Raw genomic sequence first — 14,116 nt, 5'->3', positions numbered from 1 at the left:
GAACCTCTGGGCTGAATCGAGAATGCTTTACTCCAGTCGTCAGTAATGAAAAAATTATATACGTACGGATGCGTTTTAATGCAAAAGCCAGTGAGTATCTTTTCCGTTTTGATAGCAATACTGCTCCTGTCGGGGTGTGATAACAAACCAGATAACATTTTATCTGGTTATTCACATGGTGATTTTATTTATCTTTCATATTCAGGTAGCGAAAAAATAGAACGACTACTGATTAATAAGGGAGATAATGTCACAACAGGGCAGGAGTTAGTTAAGATTGATTCCTTCGATGCGCAGAACATTCTCCTGCGGGCTGAAGAAAAGCTTTCAGCAGAGAGTGCATTATTACGGAATTTAGAGTCGGGAGAACGGCCTGAAGAGCTGGATGTGATACGTTCGCAGATTAAAAAAGCACAATCGGCAGAATCCCAGGTCAAGCGCCAGCTTGGGCGATATCGTAAACTGTATGCCACTCATGCCATATCGCTAGCGGAATGGGAGGATATCAGGGATGAGTTAACGCAAAAAGGTGCACAGGTTGAAGAGCTGATTAATCAACTCAAGGCACGGCAGCTGCCTGCCCGTCAGGATGAGATTAGCCAACAGCTCTCACTGGTGGCTGCGGCAAAACTCGAACGTGATAAGGCGCTTTGGGATGTTCAGCAAACGACAATTGTTTCGCCGGTAAATGCCCAAGTCTTTGATATTATTTATCGTCCCGGGGAGCGGACCTCTGCCGGTAAACCAATCATCAGTCTGTTGCCACCTGAAAATATAAAAGTACGCTTTTTTATACCCGAAGCGATGCTCGGTAAATTTAAAGTCGGAGCAAAGGTAAGACTTTTATGCGATGGATGCGCGGAGTCCATCCCTGGCGTTATTAACTATATCAGTCCTGAAGCAGAATTTACCCCTCCGGTTATCTATAGTACGAAACGGCGTGAGAAGCTCATTTTTATGGCTGAGGCTGTCCCCGTCCCGCAACAGGCTGAGCGGATGAAAATCGGCCAACCGTTCGATGTGGAGATTATTGTGAATGAATAATCTTTGTATTGATGTGAAAAATCTCAATAAGCATTTTGGCGAGCATCATGTCGTTAAGGATTTCTCTTTACAGGTAGAAAAAGGAGAAATTTATGGTTTCCTCGGCCCGAACGGTAGCGGAAAAACGACATCTATTCGGATGATGTGTGGTTTGATCACGCCAGATTCAGGAGAAGGCACCTGTCTGGGTATGGATATTTTTACTCAGCGGGAAAAAATAAAAAAAAATATAGGCTACATGACTCAGTATTTCTCGATGTGGGGAAATTTAACCATCCGGGAAAACTTACTCTTTATCTCCCGCTTGTATAGCCTCGACCAGCGTAAAGTCCGGGTTGAACGTGCGCTCTCAGAATTAGGTCTCACCTCCCGACAGCACCAGCTGGCTAAGGAGCTTTCTGGCGGCTGGAAGCAAAGAATGGCCCTTGCGGCTTGCATGTTGCATGAACCCGTTTTGTTGTTCCTTGATGAACCAACCGCTGGCGTGGATCCAAAGGCGCGACGGGAGTTTTGGCAAATGTTGCATCAGCTCTCTGACAGGGGGATCTCAATCCTGGTGAGCACGCATTATATGGATGAAGCTGAGCGTTGCCATAAGGTTGCCTATCTGTCTTATGGCCGACTGCTGGCGAATGGCACTATTGCGTCTATTATCGCGTCCCAGAATCTGATCACCATGCGAACCAGCGGTGCCGATCTGACGGTGCTTGAAAGCCAGCTACAGCGCTTGCCGGATATTGAGCAAACGGTGATTTTTGGCAACCAGCTTTATATTACCTCCAGAGATGAAGAGAAGTTAAAATCCACGCTTTTTGCATTTACGCAACAGGGTTATGAGTTCTGCAAGGTTGATACCAATCTGGAAGATGCATTTACCTACTTAATGAAAAATGATTGTGAAAAAATTTAATTTAAGTTTCTCCTTTACGCGCTGGATTGGCGTGGTTATTAAGGAAATCCACGAATTACGTCGTGATAAAGTTAGCATCAGTATGGTGCTTCTAACCCCTATTTTTCAGCTAATCATACTTGGCTATGCCATAAATATGGATCCGCATAATCTGCCGACCGCATTATTAAATTATGATACTGAAAGGATGAGTCAAATTTTTGTGACGGAAGCGCAAAATACAGGGTATTTTTCAATGATTCCTGTCGATTCAGAAGAGGCCGCTCAGAAGGCGTTTGTGCGGGGAGATGTCACCTTTATTGTGACGATCCCTGAGGGATTTACGCGCAAGATGCTGCGTGGAGAAAAACCTCAACTGTTAATTCAGGGTGATGCCATCGATCCGATCACTACGGGGAATGCCCTCAGCGCACTTGTGCAGGTGGCGAAATCGATGTTTCAACACGATTTACCGGGCGACATGCGTGTCGCGCAAAAGGAGGATGACTTTGAGCTTATTATCCATCGAATGTTCAACCCTGAGGGTATAACCCAGTTTAATACTATTCCCGGTATTATGGGGTCAATACTCAGTACGACGTTGATTCTAATGACCGCCTTGTCTATTACCCGTGAGCGAGAAAATGGTGCATTAGAGAATTTACTGGTCTCTCCGTTATCCGGTCTTGAGGTCATTATTGGTAAGATAACCCCTTTTGTTATCATTGGTCTTTTTCAGGCGACATTAATTCTGATTGCCGCCGTTTTGTTGTTCGATATACCTCTTCACGGAAGCGTTTTCCTGTTGTTTTTTGTTTTATTAATTTATGTTTTTCTTTGCCTGTCAATCGGCATTGGTATATCTGGCATGGCACAAAACCAGCTCCAGGCACTGCAAATGTCGTCATTTTATTTTATCCCTTCAATTATGCTGTCTGGTTTTATTAGCCCTTTTATTAGTATGCCCGACTGGGCAAAAGCCATTGGTTCCTGTTTGCCGCTGACCTACTTCATCCGCCTGGTTAAGGGCATTATGCTCAAAGGGTATTCTGCAACGGCATTATTACCCGATCTATTGCCGCTGATAGGCCTGGCGGTGATCGTCATCGGCGTGGGGTTGAAATCTTATCGTAAAACGCTGGACTGACATTATCTGCGCGTCCGGCAGGGGTGGGCATAGGCTTTTTGCCATGAAATTCGTATAATGCGCCCTCACATTCGTTTCAAGCCGGAGATTTCTATCATGCGTCCAGCAGGCCGTAGCGCTAATCAGGTGCGTCCCGTCACCCTGACCCGTAATTACACAAAACACGCTGAAGGCTCCGTGCTGGTCGAATTCGGTGATACCAAAGTGCTCTGCACCGCCTCCATTGACGAAGGCGTTCCTCGCTTCCTTAAAGGCCAGGGCCAGGGCTGGATCACCGCCGAATATGGCATGCTGCCTCGTTCAACGCATACGCGTAACGCGCGTGAAGCCGCAAAAGGTAAGCAGGGCGGCCGGACGATGGAAATTCAGCGCCTGATCGCCCGCGCGCTGCGTGCGGCGGTTGATCTGAAAGCGCTGGGCGAATTCACCATCACTCTTGATTGCGATGTGCTGCAGGCCGATGGCGGTACCCGTACTGCGTCTATTACTGGTGCCTGCGTGGCGCTGGCCGACGCGTTGAATAAGCTGGTGGCCGCCGGCAAGCTGAAAACCAACCCGATGAAAGGGATGGTGGCTGCGGTCTCTGTTGGTATCGTGAATGGCGAAGCCATCTGCGATCTGGAGTACATCGAAGACTCCGCCGCGGAAACCGACATGAACGTGGTGATGACCGAAGATGGCCGCATTATTGAGGTACAGGGTACGGCAGAAGGCGAGCCGTTCACCCATGAAGAGCTCCTCACTCTCCTGGCGTTAGCCCGAGGGGGGATCGAGTCCATTATCACGACGCAGAAGGCGGCGTTAGAAAATTAATGATTAAGGCGACTGAGAAGTCGCCTTTTTTTTGCGCGCTATCCTTCATCACACCTGCGAAGGGGAAGCGCGAAGTCTGACAATGATGAAAGTACGAAAGGAGCGAATCCATGAAGCCGTATCAGCGCCAGTTTATTGAGTTTGCGCTTAGCAAGCAGGTTCTTAAGTTTGGCGAGTTCACGCTGAAATCCGGGCGCAAGAGCCCCTATTTCTTCAACGCCGGCCTGTTTAACACCGGGCGCGATCTGGCTCTGCTGGGCCGTTTTTATGCCGAGGCGCTGGTGGATTCCGGGATTGAGTTCGACCTGCTGTTTGGCCCGGCCTATAAAGGTATTCCGATCGCCACCACCACCGCGGTAGCATTAGCCGAGCACCATGACCGCGATCTGCCTTACTGCTTTAACCGCAAAGAGGCAAAAACCCACGGCGAAGGCGGTAATCTGGTCGGTAGCCCGCTACAGGGTCGGGTGATGCTGGTGGATGATGTCATCACCGCCGGCACGGCGATCCGTGAATCAATGGAGATCATCCAGGCCCAGGGCGCGCAGCTGGCGGGTGTACTGATCTCTCTGGATCGTCAGGAACGCGGCCGCGGCGACATCTCTGCTATTCAGGAAGTGGAACAGGATTACGGCTGCCAGGTTATCTCGATTGTTACTCTGAAAGAGCTGATCGCTTACCTGGAAGAAAAACCGGAAATGGCGGAACACCTGGCGGCAGTTCGCGCCTATCGCGAAGCCTACGGCGTCTGATGATGCATCCGGCAGCCTCGGCTGCCGGATATTTCCGTTATACCAGCTTAGCGCCCTGCGCATTGACGTACAGCGAATAGATTGACGTACTGGACGCCATAAACAGCCGATTGCGCTGTTCGCCGCCAAAGCACAAGTTCGCGCAGCGCTCCGGCAGTTGAATGGTGCCGATATGCTTACCCTGAGGGTTAAAGATCCGCACGCCGTCGAGTTCTTCGTTTCCGCTTCCCCATCCGCACCACAGATTGCCGTCTGCGTCGCAGGCGATCCCATCGGCGGTACCGTTGCCACAGTCGAGATACACCCGTTTATTTTTCAGCGTATTGCCTTCCACGTCCCACGCCAGAATTAAGCGGTTCGGTGTCGCCCGGCTTTCCACCACGTACAGGGTCTTTTCGTCCGGCGAGAAACACAAACCATTTGGCCCTTTTACGTCGCCCAGGACCACGCTTAGTTTGCGGCTTTCCGGCTCCAGGCAATAGACGTTTTGCGGCAATTCTGGGGTTGCTTTGTGGCCTTCGTAAAAGCCGCTGATGCCAAATGGCGGGTCGGTAAACCAGATGGTACCGTCTGACTTCACAACGATATCGTTTGGGGAATTGAGGCGCTTACCCTGGTAGCTATCGGCCAGTACGGTGACAGATCCGTCGTATTCGGTACGCGTAATGCGGCGGGTGTCGTGCTCGCAACTGATTAAGCGCCCCTGTCTGTCGCGGGCATGGCCATTGCTATAGTTGGCCGGGTAGCGAAAGACGCTGGTTTCTCCACTGATTTCATCCCAGCGCATGATGGCGTTATTCGGAATGTCGCTCCACAGCAGCATTCGCATGTCGCCGAACCAGACCGGGCCTTCCGCCCAACGGAAGCCGCTGGCGATGCGTTCAACCTTTGCGCTGGCAAGCATATAGCGACGAAAGCTGTCATCGACGGCCACGATGCGTGGGTCAGGATAGCGTTCAGAAGGGGCCCATGCTGCGAAGCTTTTTTGACTGACTAGTAGCGATGCGGTTGCCAACCCGCCTATCTTCAATAAATCCCGCCGTGACGTCGCCATCAAATCTCTCCTTGTCGGGTGGTGTTGGGGGAGGGTGAAACGATCAGCAAGCTGGATAGTAGGAAAGGAAAGCGGAAACGCGCATTGGGCAATTCAACCAATGGCCCTGGGATTTGCGACAAACTTACGCAGATTGCGAGGAGAATCATGCAGCCTGGCGGCTGCATGTGAGGATTTACTGAAGCTGTGCGGCGACCAGCGGCCAGCGGGCGTCGAAATCATCCGTCGGACGATATTTGAACTCGCTGCGCACAAAGCGCGACAGCATGCCCTCGCAGAAGGCCAGCAGCTGGCTGGCCAGCAGGGTTTCGTCGAGGGTGTAGCCTTCGCCTTCGCGCATTTTTTTCTCGCGCATCACCTGGCGTAGCTGCACTTCGATGCGTTCAAAAAGCTGGTTGATGCGGCCCTGAAGCCGGTCCTGTTCGAACATCAGCGCGTGCCCGGTAAGGATACGCGTCAGCCCAGGATTACGCTCGCCAAACCCAAGAATCAGCAGGACGATCAGGCGCAGGCGCGCGGTGGTGTCCTTTTCATCTTTCAAAATCAAATTGATGCGCGTAATCAGACTGTCTTCAATGAACTCGATCAGGCTGTCAAACATGCGGGTTTTGCTGGGAAAATGGCGATACAGCGCGGCTTCGGAGACGCCGACGGAAGCCGCCAGTTTCGCGGTGGTAATACGTTGGCTACCATCGCTGGATTCCAGCATTAGCGCCAGAGATTGAAGTATTTCTTCGCGACGATTCCGTTTCGCAGTTTGCTTTTCTGCCATGTTTTAAAATACCCCTGAAAATAAGCACTTGTCAGGCAGACATCCACAACGCGACCGCAAACCAGGGTTTGCGGTGATGTTATTGCATTATGCGCGTTGGGATGCAGATTCCGTGTTGCTGGGCTTATTTACGCCCTGAGTGACCGAAGCCGCCTTCGCCGCGGTCGGTGGCATCGAAGGATTCCACCAGGTTAAATTCTGCCTGAACGACCGGCACAAAGACCATCTGTGCGATACGTTCGCCCGGCTCGATAACAAAACTCTGCTGACCGCGGTTCCAGACGGACACCATCAGTTGTCCCTGATAATCGGAGTCGATGAGGCCCACCAGGTTACCCAGTACCACCCCATGCTTATGACCGAGGCCGGAACGTGGCAGGATCACCGCCGCCAGAGAGGGATCGGCGATATGAATTGCCAGGCCGGTCGGCAACAACGTGGTTGCACCCGGCGCCAGCTCTACGGCGTCGTCAAGACAGGCTCGCAGGTCAAGTCCGGCGGAGCCGGAGGTGGCATAGGTCGGCAGCGGAAATTGCTGGCCGACACGCGGGTCCAGAATCTTAACGTCGATTTTTTTCATCATAACGGGTCACGATCTCGTCGAGTAATAATTGGCCCAGGAGTTCCTTGCGCTCAAGTGGTAAGCGCTTTTCTCCATCCTGCCAGAAAAGGTGTAATGCGTTGCTATCGCTATTAAATCCCTGATTAGGCTGGGAAACATCGTTGGCACAAATCAGGTCGAGGTTTTTGCGGGCACGTTTTTGCCGCGCATATTCTTCCACATTATTCGTTTCGGCGGCAAACCCAACGACATAGGGGCGATGCGATTTTAGCGCCGCGACCCCGGCCACGATATCCGGGTTTTTAACCATTTTTATTGTTAATTCATCACCTTGTTTTTTTATTTTATCTTCGGCGATGACAGCCGCGCGGTAATCCGCCACCGCGGCGCAGCCAATAAAAATGTGCTGCTGCTGAGCGCCAGCCTGGACGGCCGCTTCCATCTCCAGCGCGGTAGTGACATCAATGCGCTGCACAAACGGCGGTGTTGGTAGCGATACCGGGCCGCTGATCAGGGTCACGTTCGCGCCGCGCTGGGCGGCGGCCGCGGCAATCGCGAAGCCCATCTTGCCAGAGCTGTGGTTGGTGATATAGCGCACCGGATCCAACGGCTCACGGGTCGGGCCCGCGGTAATCATGAGGTTGAGATGTTGCAAATCTTTGACAGGGGAGGCGAAATGTTGCGCGGCCATGTCTACGATAGTTAACGGATCGAGCATTCTCCCCGGGCCGACGTCACCGCAGGCCTGACTACCGCTGTCCGGTCCCCACAGCAGCAGCCCGCGGGAAGCGAGCGTCTGCAGATTATGCTGGGTGGCCTGCGCGCGATACATCTGCTGGTTCATGGCGGGCACCACGGCAACCGGAGAAGGCGTGGCGAGACAGATCGTCGACACCAGATCGTTGGCCATGCCAGCCGCCACGCGAGCGATTAAATCGGCGGTCGCCGGAGCAAGGATCACCAGGTCGGCCCATTTCCCGAGCTCAATATGCCCCATTGCCGCTTCCGCCGCTGGATCGAGCAGGCTGTCGGAAACCGGATAGCCGGATACCGCCTGCAGGCTGAGTGGGGTAATGAACGCTTTTGCCGCCTCTGTCATCGCGACACGCACCTCCGCGCCGCGTTCACGCAGTCGGCGCACCAGTTCCGGGGTTTTATACGCCGCGATGCCGCCGCTGACGCCCAGGACGATTTTTTTACCCGCCAGAGTCATCATGATGTCTTCCTGTTGCCGTAGACCAGAATCCGCGCATCTTATCACAATCCTGTCGCCGTCGTGCCTCTGGTGGGCATTCACTTTGCGAGCGGCTACGCAGGGTGAAAAGCAGCGGGTCGGCAGTGCCGCCAGGCTGTGCCAGGATAGGCTGATTGACGCAGGAGGGCGTATGGACGGAATGGAAAATCTGATGCCACGGGAGAAGATGTTGCAGTACGGCATCGAAACGCTAACGGATGTTGAGCTGCTGGCGCTGTTTCTGCGCATCGGCACACGTCATCAGGATGTACTGAGTTATGCCCAGGCGTTACTGCAGCGTTTTGGTTCGCTTTACGCCCTGCTTTCCGCTGATAAAGCGCAACTGGTTGCTGTAGACGGACTAGGGCTGGCGAAATATGCGCAACTGAAGGGGATTGCCGAACTGGCGCGACGCTATTTTAGCTCGCAACTGGTCGAGGAAGCTGCGCTTATTTCTCCCTCAATGACGCGAGAGTTTTTGCAAAGCCAGCTGACGGAAGAGGAGCGGGAGATCTTTATGGTGATCTTTTTAGATAATCAGAACCGGGTGTTGAAACATAGTCGACTTTTTTCTGGTACTCTTAGCCACGTTGAGGTGCATCCGCGAGAAATTGTACGCGAAGCCATCAAAGTGAACGCCGCCGCCGTGATCCTTGCGCATAATCACCCCTCCGGTAGTCCGGAGCCGAGCCAGGCTGACAGGCTAATTACCGAAAGAGTGGTAAAATCCTGTCGATTCATGGAGATACGTGTGCTTGACCATCTGGTTATCGGCCGCGGTGCGTATGTATCTTTTGCCGAACGCGGCTGGATTTAGCGCCGAACTGGCGATCCTTCGGGATCTTTGTCTGTTCGGGACTTGAGCACATCGCCGAGTCAGCGTATACTACGCCACCTTTGAGAATCTCGGGTTTGGCATTTGGGCCTGGCAGTCGAGAGTTCACATTGAACTGCGATGACCAGGCTGTAAAGCCTGACGAGGCGCCAATACCCCATACGAAGCTCGAGCTAATTTGATTTTTGGAGAATAGACATGTCCCGAGTCTGCCAAGTTACTGGCAAGCGTCCGGTGACCGGTAACAACCGTTCCCACGCACTGAACGCGACTAAACGCCGTTTCCTGCCGAACCTGCACTCTCACCGTTTCTGGGTTGAGAGCGAGAAGCGTTTTGTCACCCTGCGCGTATCTGCTAAAGGTATGCGTGTAATCGATAAGAAAGGCATCGATACAGTTCTGTCTGAACTGCGTGCCCGTGGCGAAAAGTACTAAGTACTTAGAGGAAATAAATCATGGCTAAAGGTATTCGTGAGAAAATCAAGCTGGTTTCTTCCGCTGGTACTGGTCACTTCTACACCACCACGAAGAACAAGCGTACCAAACCGGAAAAAATGGAACTGAAAAAGTACGATCCGGTTGTACGTCAGCACGTTATCTACAAAGAAGCTAAAATTAAATAATTTTCGCCTCCTTGTAATGAAAACCCCGCCCCGGCGGGGTTTTTTATTGCCATTATTCAGGCAAAACACCTTCAAAACTTATCATATATCCCTCTTTTAATTATTAACCAGAAATCAATTAACATAATGAATGTAAAGGTTTTTCTTGTCTTGCTTGTATAGTCTGTCTATTCTTCCGGTACAGAAAACCAGCGACAGGGATTGTTATGGCCTCTTTTATTCCAGATGTTTCATTTATTGATAATAGCGAACAGCGCACACCGTTAATTTTAGTCCTCGATTGCTCAGGCAGCATGCAGGGCCAGCCAATGGCCCAGCTGAATCAGGGGCTAAAGCTGCTGGAAGAGGAACTTAAGCAGGATGTGATCGCCGCGAAGCGCGTTCGGCTGCTGGTGGTCAAATATGGCGGCTATGATGAATGCGAGCTGTACGGCGACTGGTGTGATGCGATGGACTTCACCGCTCCGGTGCTTGAGGCCAATGGCCTGACACCCACCGGGCAGGCTGTTAGCCTGGCGCTGGACGAAATTGAAGCTGAAAAGCAGCGCCTGAAAGCGGCTGGCGTCCCCTATACCCGGCCGTGGCTGTTTTTAATGTCGGATGGCGAACCTACGGACAACTGGCAGGCGGCTGCACAGGCGTGCCGTGATGCGCAGGCGGCGAACAAAGTCGCTGTGTTTCCGATTAGCGTAGGACTCGAAGCAACAGAGTCGATGGGGCAGTTCAGCCGTAGCGGTATTAACGGTGTGAAGCAGTTGAAGGGATTACAGTTCCGCGAGCTATTCCTCTGGCTCAGCGCCAGTATGCAGGTGGTGTCGCAGTCGACACCGGGCGGTAAAGCGCAGCTGCCGCCGACGGATAGCTGGTCAGAAATTTCGGTCTGACGCCATGAACTGGCGCGTATACGCAGCGTCGGTCATGGGGAGCAGCCACCGACAAAATCAACTTCCCTGCCAGGATGCCTTTTGCTACCGCAATTTGGGCGATCGGCTTGTCGCCGTTGTCTGTGATGGGGCGGGCTCTGCCGCGTATAGCGAGCAGGGCGCAGCCATGGTCGCGCATGATCTGGCTAATCGACTGGCGACGTTCACCACTGCACCGGATGAAAAGCAGCTGGTGGCGCTGGTCGGGAGCGTGCGTGAGACTGTTCTGTTACAGGCGCAGGCACAGGATATTTCCCCGGGCGATTTTGCCTGTACTGTTCTGGCCGCGTGGCTGGGCGAGACTGCCTCTGTGATAGTGCATATTGGCGATGGCGCTGCGGCGTTAAGCCTGGGTGCCGAACAGCACTTATCCCTGCCCGAAAACGGCGAATACGCTAACCAGACCTGGTTCCTGACCAGCGACGACTGGCAGGAGCATTTACATATCAGCCCGTTTTCTGGCAGAGCCACGCGGCTGGTGATGATGACTGACGGCGTGCAGCCGTTTGCGCTCAACCGGCGTGGGGATGCGCTGTTCTCCCCGTTTATCGATCCGGTTTTGCGTTATATACAACAGTCTTCAGAGGCAGAGGGAAGCGAAGCGCTGTGCGCCACGCTGGATGACCCGCGCACCTGGGCGATAACCGGTGATGACAAGACACTTTTGGTAGCCCTGCGTCATGAAGCATAAAAAACTGCCGGTCTGCTATACGGAACAGCGTCGCACGGTACGTCTGGGGAAACTGATCAAGAGCGGTGGCGCAGGGAGTGTCTATTTCCTGGCGGATGATCCTTCCCGCGTTGCCAAACTTTACCATCCGCACACCGATACCGCTTACTACCAGCGTAAGCTCAGCGCCATGCTGGCGCAGCGGCCCGCGATCCCCGCTCCCGCGGAAGATGCGTCGATTGTCCAGCTGGCGTGGCCCGACTATTTGCTCTACGACGAGCGCAAGCGCGTTGTGGGTTTTGTCATGCCGGTTCTGGACACCCAGCGCACCATTGAGCTGGAGTATATTTTACAGGCACGGCAGGCGAAGGCGCACCATCTGCCGGAAGGCATCGGCGCGAAAGTGAGCCTGGCTTGCAACCTTGCTACCCTGGTCTCTACGCTGCATGCGCGACAGCACCGGGTTATCGACATGAAACCGGTCAACCTGCGGTTCTATCGCGACAGCCTTTATATCGCGCTGCTGGACTGTGATGGCTTTAGCATTCAGGGTGAGGGAGAGCGTTTCCCTGCAGGGCAGTTCACGCCGGATTATCTGGCGCCGGAGTTTCAGCGTATTGGGCAGGTACCCGGTGAGCAGGAAGAAGCGCAGGATCGTTTCTCGCTGGCGGTGATTATTTTCCAACTCCTCAACCATGGTATTCATCCCTACAGTGGTCGCTCGATAGCGGCGAAGGTACCCGATGATTTACCGGGTCGTATCGCTGCCGGCTGTTATGCCTACGGGATAAACGCAGCGACGACTATCTCGCCGGTGCCGGCCAGTACACACCATTTGTTGCCGGTTGAGCTGCGTAAGCTGTTCGATCGCGCATTTAGCGGTTCGCCCGCCCGACGTCCTTCCGCCGATGAATGGGCGCAGGAGCTGCGTCCTTATGCGCTACGCAGCACGCAAAAAATTATTCTTTGTCATCAAAAACACCAGCATTTCGCCGGGATGCCGTGTCTGGTCTGCGCGCGAAAAAAACAGGTTGTTGCGGGAATAAAACAGGCAAAACAGCGTAAACAAGCGGAAACCGATCGCCTGCGGGTCGCGCCTGTAGTGCGGCAGCCTCGCAGGGCGCCAGCCGCTGCCGTACCTCGTCAGCCTACCGGGCCGGGGCCGTTAACCCTGCTGTGGCGCAGTATTCGCAGCAGCGTTCCTTCGTTTGCCTGGCATGGCGCGCTGGCGCTGATGAGTACGCTGATTATGGGGGGGCTGGCGCGCAGTTTTGCCCGGCTCAACGACGCTGGTCCAGCATGGTTTGATATTGCGGCGTTACTGATTATTTTTATCTGGGTGGCAGCGCTGATATTCCGGTCCATTATTCGGAGCAAGCCATAAATGACGCTGAAATTAAGATATCTCATTCTCTTTTTCGCGTTGCTGATGGCTTTTGTGGCGCCGGATCTCGTCTCCTTGCTGTGGTCCGCGCCATTTCGCTTAATGGATAAGCTGCCGCTGTTACCTGCTGCGCTTAATGATCCTCAGCGTTTATATCTCTATGGCCTGTGGCTGGGGGGAACGATCTATTTTTCCGCCCTGATGTGGGTGGCGGTTACCCGACGCAATAAAGGCTATCTGATTGTTGCAGTGGCGCAGCTGGTTTTTGTCATGGGCATTACGTTATTCAAGGTGCCGATTGGCGAGCAAAATCAGCGGCGCTGGCAGAGTATGAATCAGCTGGAAACACCCGCCTGGAGCGATTTTCTTTATAAACGCCATGCCCGTTTTATTCAGATAGCGCTACAGGGGGGGCCGTTGGATCAGCACAAGATCACCGAGCAATTTCTCGCGCAGAAAAAACCGCTGGCGGCGCTGCCGCTTGGCTGGAATGAAGAAGATGCTGAAGCTGCGGATACGCTCTGGCAGCAGGCGTTGGGCTATCGTGAACGGGAAGCGAAAGCATTACCCAAAATGATGGACTATCTGGCCTGGATGCCGGACCGTGGCGATCTGACGCTGGCAACGGCCGTCCTGACGCTGACGAGCGAGGCGGATAAAGCGCAGGCGGAAACGGCGTTTCGCCGGGCCATTGCCATTGCGCCGGAAAACCCGGATGCCTGGCTGGGTTGGGCAGTCGCGCTGATCCAGGCCCGCGATATTGCGCGAGTGCGAAATACGCAGTTTCAGGCGCTCACGCAAAGCATTACAACCGGATTGTTGATGGCGGAGGGTCTGAAGGATAGACCGCGGCAGCCTGCGCTACAGCAGCGGCTGGCAGCATACATCGCGCAAATGCCGGTGGACGATCGGCAAATCCTGCACATTTTGCAGGCGCGCATGCAGACGCGCTCCTGCGATTTGCCACTGGATAAGTATGCAACGGAGCAGGGCGAAGCGAGCAAGGTGCTGCCTTTGGCAAAATCAATCGTGTTTAAAACTGCTCCCGTGCGTAGCGTCAGCCCGATTAACGAACGCTTTCCCGGCCACGTCAGCATTGATACGGAGCACTATGGCATCAGGAAAGAGAGTTTGCAGGCGATGCCGTATCCGGCGATACATAAATACATCAAGTCAGCGACAACCATCCTCTCGCTGGATACTGACGCCAGCGGCGAGCTGTTAAACGTGGTCGTTGAGTGCAGCAGCGGCATTCCCGAGTTCGACCAGGCGGCGCTGTACTATGCGCAGCAGTGGCGTTTGGGTTCTCACCGGCAGGGAAAACGTGTGTTGCTGCCGGTGAGCTTTATCAGCGATCGTGTACCGCCGGAGGAGTACTATGAGGAGATGGAGGCGCGGGGGGCGGGCCCCGCCC

Annotated in this window: 15 protein-coding genes and 1 pseudogene; 12 read left to right on the top strand and 4 right to left on the bottom strand. The window is 53.6% G+C overall.

All coding sequences use genetic code 11. The annotated features are described in order from the left end of the window. The first annotated feature begins 78 nt into the window (after positions 1–78). The 5 genes from ACKLKD_RS22155 (at position 79) to pyrE (ending at position 4,645) form a co-directional block, all read left to right on the top strand. Positions 79–1,044: an HlyD family secretion protein gene (locus ACKLKD_RS22155; RefSeq protein WP_080897624.1), complete on the top strand. Its 966-nt coding sequence runs from the start codon at positions 79–81 to the stop codon at positions 1,042–1,044. Beyond that, positions 1,037–1,954, top strand: a complete 918-nt coding sequence (locus ACKLKD_RS22150; RefSeq protein WP_025712205.1) for an ABC transporter ATP-binding protein — start codon at positions 1,037–1,039, stop codon at positions 1,952–1,954. Before ACKLKD_RS22155 ends, ACKLKD_RS22150 begins: the two co-directional genes overlap by 8 nt. Then, on the top strand, positions 1,941–3,080 hold the full coding sequence (locus ACKLKD_RS22145) for an ABC transporter permease (RefSeq protein ID WP_042929284.1): 1,140 nt from the start codon (positions 1,941–1,943) through the stop codon (positions 3,078–3,080). The genes ACKLKD_RS22150 and ACKLKD_RS22145 overlap by 14 nt, the downstream gene beginning before the upstream one ends. A 96-nt stretch (positions 3,081–3,176) precedes the next feature. Beyond that, complete coding sequence (rph, locus tag ACKLKD_RS22140) at positions 3,177–3,893, top strand: ribonuclease PH (protein WP_002922602.1); 717 nt, start codon at positions 3,177–3,179, stop codon at positions 3,891–3,893. Positions 3,894–4,003: 110 nt separating this feature from the next. Next, positions 4,004–4,645 (top strand): orotate phosphoribosyltransferase, encoded by a 642-nt coding sequence (gene pyrE / locus ACKLKD_RS22135; RefSeq protein WP_025712203.1) that lies wholly within the window; start codon positions 4,004–4,006, stop codon positions 4,643–4,645. 37 nt (positions 4,646–4,682) lie between these two features. On the opposite strand, the gene ACKLKD_RS22130 is transcribed toward pyrE, so the two are convergent. From ACKLKD_RS22130 to coaBC, 4 genes are all read right to left on the bottom strand, one after another. Next, the gene (locus ACKLKD_RS22130; protein WP_025712202.1) at positions 4,683–5,699 is read right to left on the bottom strand and encodes an SMP-30/gluconolactonase/LRE family protein; all 1,017 of its coding nucleotides are present in this window, start codon (positions 5,697–5,699) and stop codon (positions 4,683–4,685) included. Between the two features lie 175 nt (positions 5,700–5,874). Further along, complete coding sequence (gene slmA, locus ACKLKD_RS22125; protein WP_015369151.1) at positions 5,875–6,471, bottom strand: nucleoid occlusion factor SlmA; 597 nt, start codon at positions 6,469–6,471, stop codon at positions 5,875–5,877. 124 nt (positions 6,472–6,595) lie between these two features. Then, a complete protein-coding gene (gene dut, locus ACKLKD_RS22120; protein ID WP_017900056.1) occupies positions 6,596–7,054 on the bottom strand; it encodes a dUTP diphosphatase in 459 nt (152 codons plus the stop codon). Then, positions 7,032–8,246 carry a bifunctional phosphopantothenoylcysteine decarboxylase/phosphopantothenate--cysteine ligase CoaBC gene (gene coaBC, locus ACKLKD_RS22115; RefSeq protein WP_025712199.1) on the bottom strand — a complete coding sequence of 405 codons (1,215 nt, stop codon included), beginning with the start codon at positions 8,244–8,246 and terminating at the stop codon, positions 7,032–7,034. Before coaBC ends, dut begins: the two co-directional genes overlap by 23 nt. A 172-nt stretch (positions 8,247–8,418) precedes the next feature. On the opposite strand from coaBC, the gene radC reads away from it, so the two are divergent. The 7 genes and pseudogenes from radC to ACKLKD_RS22080 all read left to right on the top strand — a co-directional run. Continuing rightward, positions 8,419–9,084, top strand: coding sequence for a RadC family protein (gene radC, locus ACKLKD_RS22110; RefSeq protein ID WP_025712198.1), 666 nt, complete (start codon positions 8,419–8,421; stop codon positions 9,082–9,084). 216 nt (positions 9,085–9,300) lie between these two features. Beyond that, on the top strand, positions 9,301–9,537 hold the full coding sequence (gene rpmB, locus ACKLKD_RS22105) for a 50S ribosomal protein L28 (protein ID WP_002436699.1): 237 nt from the start codon (positions 9,301–9,303) through the stop codon (positions 9,535–9,537). A gap of 20 nt (positions 9,538–9,557) precedes the next feature. After that, positions 9,558–9,725, top strand: coding sequence for a 50S ribosomal protein L33 (gene rpmG / locus ACKLKD_RS22100; protein WP_002922510.1), 168 nt, complete (start codon positions 9,558–9,560; stop codon positions 9,723–9,725). Between the two features lie 206 nt (positions 9,726–9,931). Then, positions 9,932–10,609, top strand: coding sequence for a vWA domain-containing protein (locus tag ACKLKD_RS22095; protein ID WP_025712196.1), 678 nt, complete (start codon positions 9,932–9,934; stop codon positions 10,607–10,609). Positions 10,610–10,613: 4 nt separating this feature from the next. Beyond that, positions 10,614–11,339, top strand: a complete 726-nt coding sequence (locus tag ACKLKD_RS22090) for a PP2C family serine/threonine-protein phosphatase (protein WP_025712195.1) — start codon at positions 10,614–10,616, stop codon at positions 11,337–11,339. After that, on the top strand, positions 11,329–12,702 hold the full coding sequence (locus ACKLKD_RS22085; protein WP_025712194.1) for a DNA-binding protein: 1,374 nt from the start codon (positions 11,329–11,331) through the stop codon (positions 12,700–12,702). The genes ACKLKD_RS22090 and ACKLKD_RS22085 overlap by 11 nt, the downstream gene beginning before the upstream one ends. Next, positions 12,703–14,116 (top strand): annotated as a pseudogene (locus ACKLKD_RS22080) (energy transducer TonB); the annotation flags it as partial.

It is taken from the genome of Klebsiella sp. 10982 (assembly GCF_048589245.1).
GTDB classification, from domain to species: domain Bacteria; phylum Pseudomonadota; class Gammaproteobacteria; order Enterobacterales; family Enterobacteriaceae; genus Klebsiella; species Klebsiella quasivariicola.
Note: the sequence above shows the minus strand (reverse complement) of the source record. Positions and strands in the feature narration are given on the sequence as shown.

Excerpts from the sequence above, each read along its gene's own strand:
- ACKLKD_RS22155 (WP_080897624.1), top strand. The coding sequence starts at position 79 with ATGCAAAAGCCAGTGAGTATCTTTTCCGTTTTGATAGCAATACTGCTC.
- ACKLKD_RS22150 (WP_025712205.1), top strand. The coding sequence starts at position 1,037 with ATGAATAATCTTTGTATTGATGTGAAAAATCTCAATAAGCATTTTGGC.
- rph (WP_002922602.1), top strand. The coding sequence starts at position 3,177 with ATGCGTCCAGCAGGCCGTAGCGCTAATCAGGTGCGTCCCGTCACCCTG.
- pyrE (WP_025712203.1), top strand. The coding sequence starts at position 4,004 with ATGAAGCCGTATCAGCGCCAGTTTATTGAGTTTGCGCTTAGCAAGCAG.
- ACKLKD_RS22130 (WP_025712202.1), bottom strand. The coding sequence starts at position 5,699 with ATGGCGACGTCACGGCGGGATTTATTGAAGATAGGCGGGTTGGCAACC.
- slmA (WP_015369151.1), bottom strand. The coding sequence starts at position 6,471 with ATGGCAGAAAAGCAAACTGCGAAACGGAATCGTCGCGAAGAAATACTT.
- dut (WP_017900056.1), bottom strand. The coding sequence starts at position 7,054 with ATGATGAAAAAAATCGACGTTAAGATTCTGGACCCGCGTGTCGGCCAG.
- coaBC (WP_025712199.1), bottom strand. The coding sequence starts at position 8,246 with ATGACTCTGGCGGGTAAAAAAATCGTCCTGGGCGTCAGCGGCGGCATC.
- radC (WP_025712198.1), top strand. The coding sequence starts at position 8,419 with ATGGACGGAATGGAAAATCTGATGCCACGGGAGAAGATGTTGCAGTAC.
- rpmB (WP_002436699.1), top strand. The coding sequence starts at position 9,301 with ATGTCCCGAGTCTGCCAAGTTACTGGCAAGCGTCCGGTGACCGGTAAC.
- rpmG (WP_002922510.1), top strand. The coding sequence starts at position 9,558 with ATGGCTAAAGGTATTCGTGAGAAAATCAAGCTGGTTTCTTCCGCTGGT.
- ACKLKD_RS22095 (WP_025712196.1), top strand. The coding sequence starts at position 9,932 with ATGGCCTCTTTTATTCCAGATGTTTCATTTATTGATAATAGCGAACAG.
- ACKLKD_RS22090 (WP_025712195.1), top strand. The coding sequence starts at position 10,614 with ATGAACTGGCGCGTATACGCAGCGTCGGTCATGGGGAGCAGCCACCGA.
- ACKLKD_RS22085 (WP_025712194.1), top strand. The coding sequence starts at position 11,329 with ATGAAGCATAAAAAACTGCCGGTCTGCTATACGGAACAGCGTCGCACG.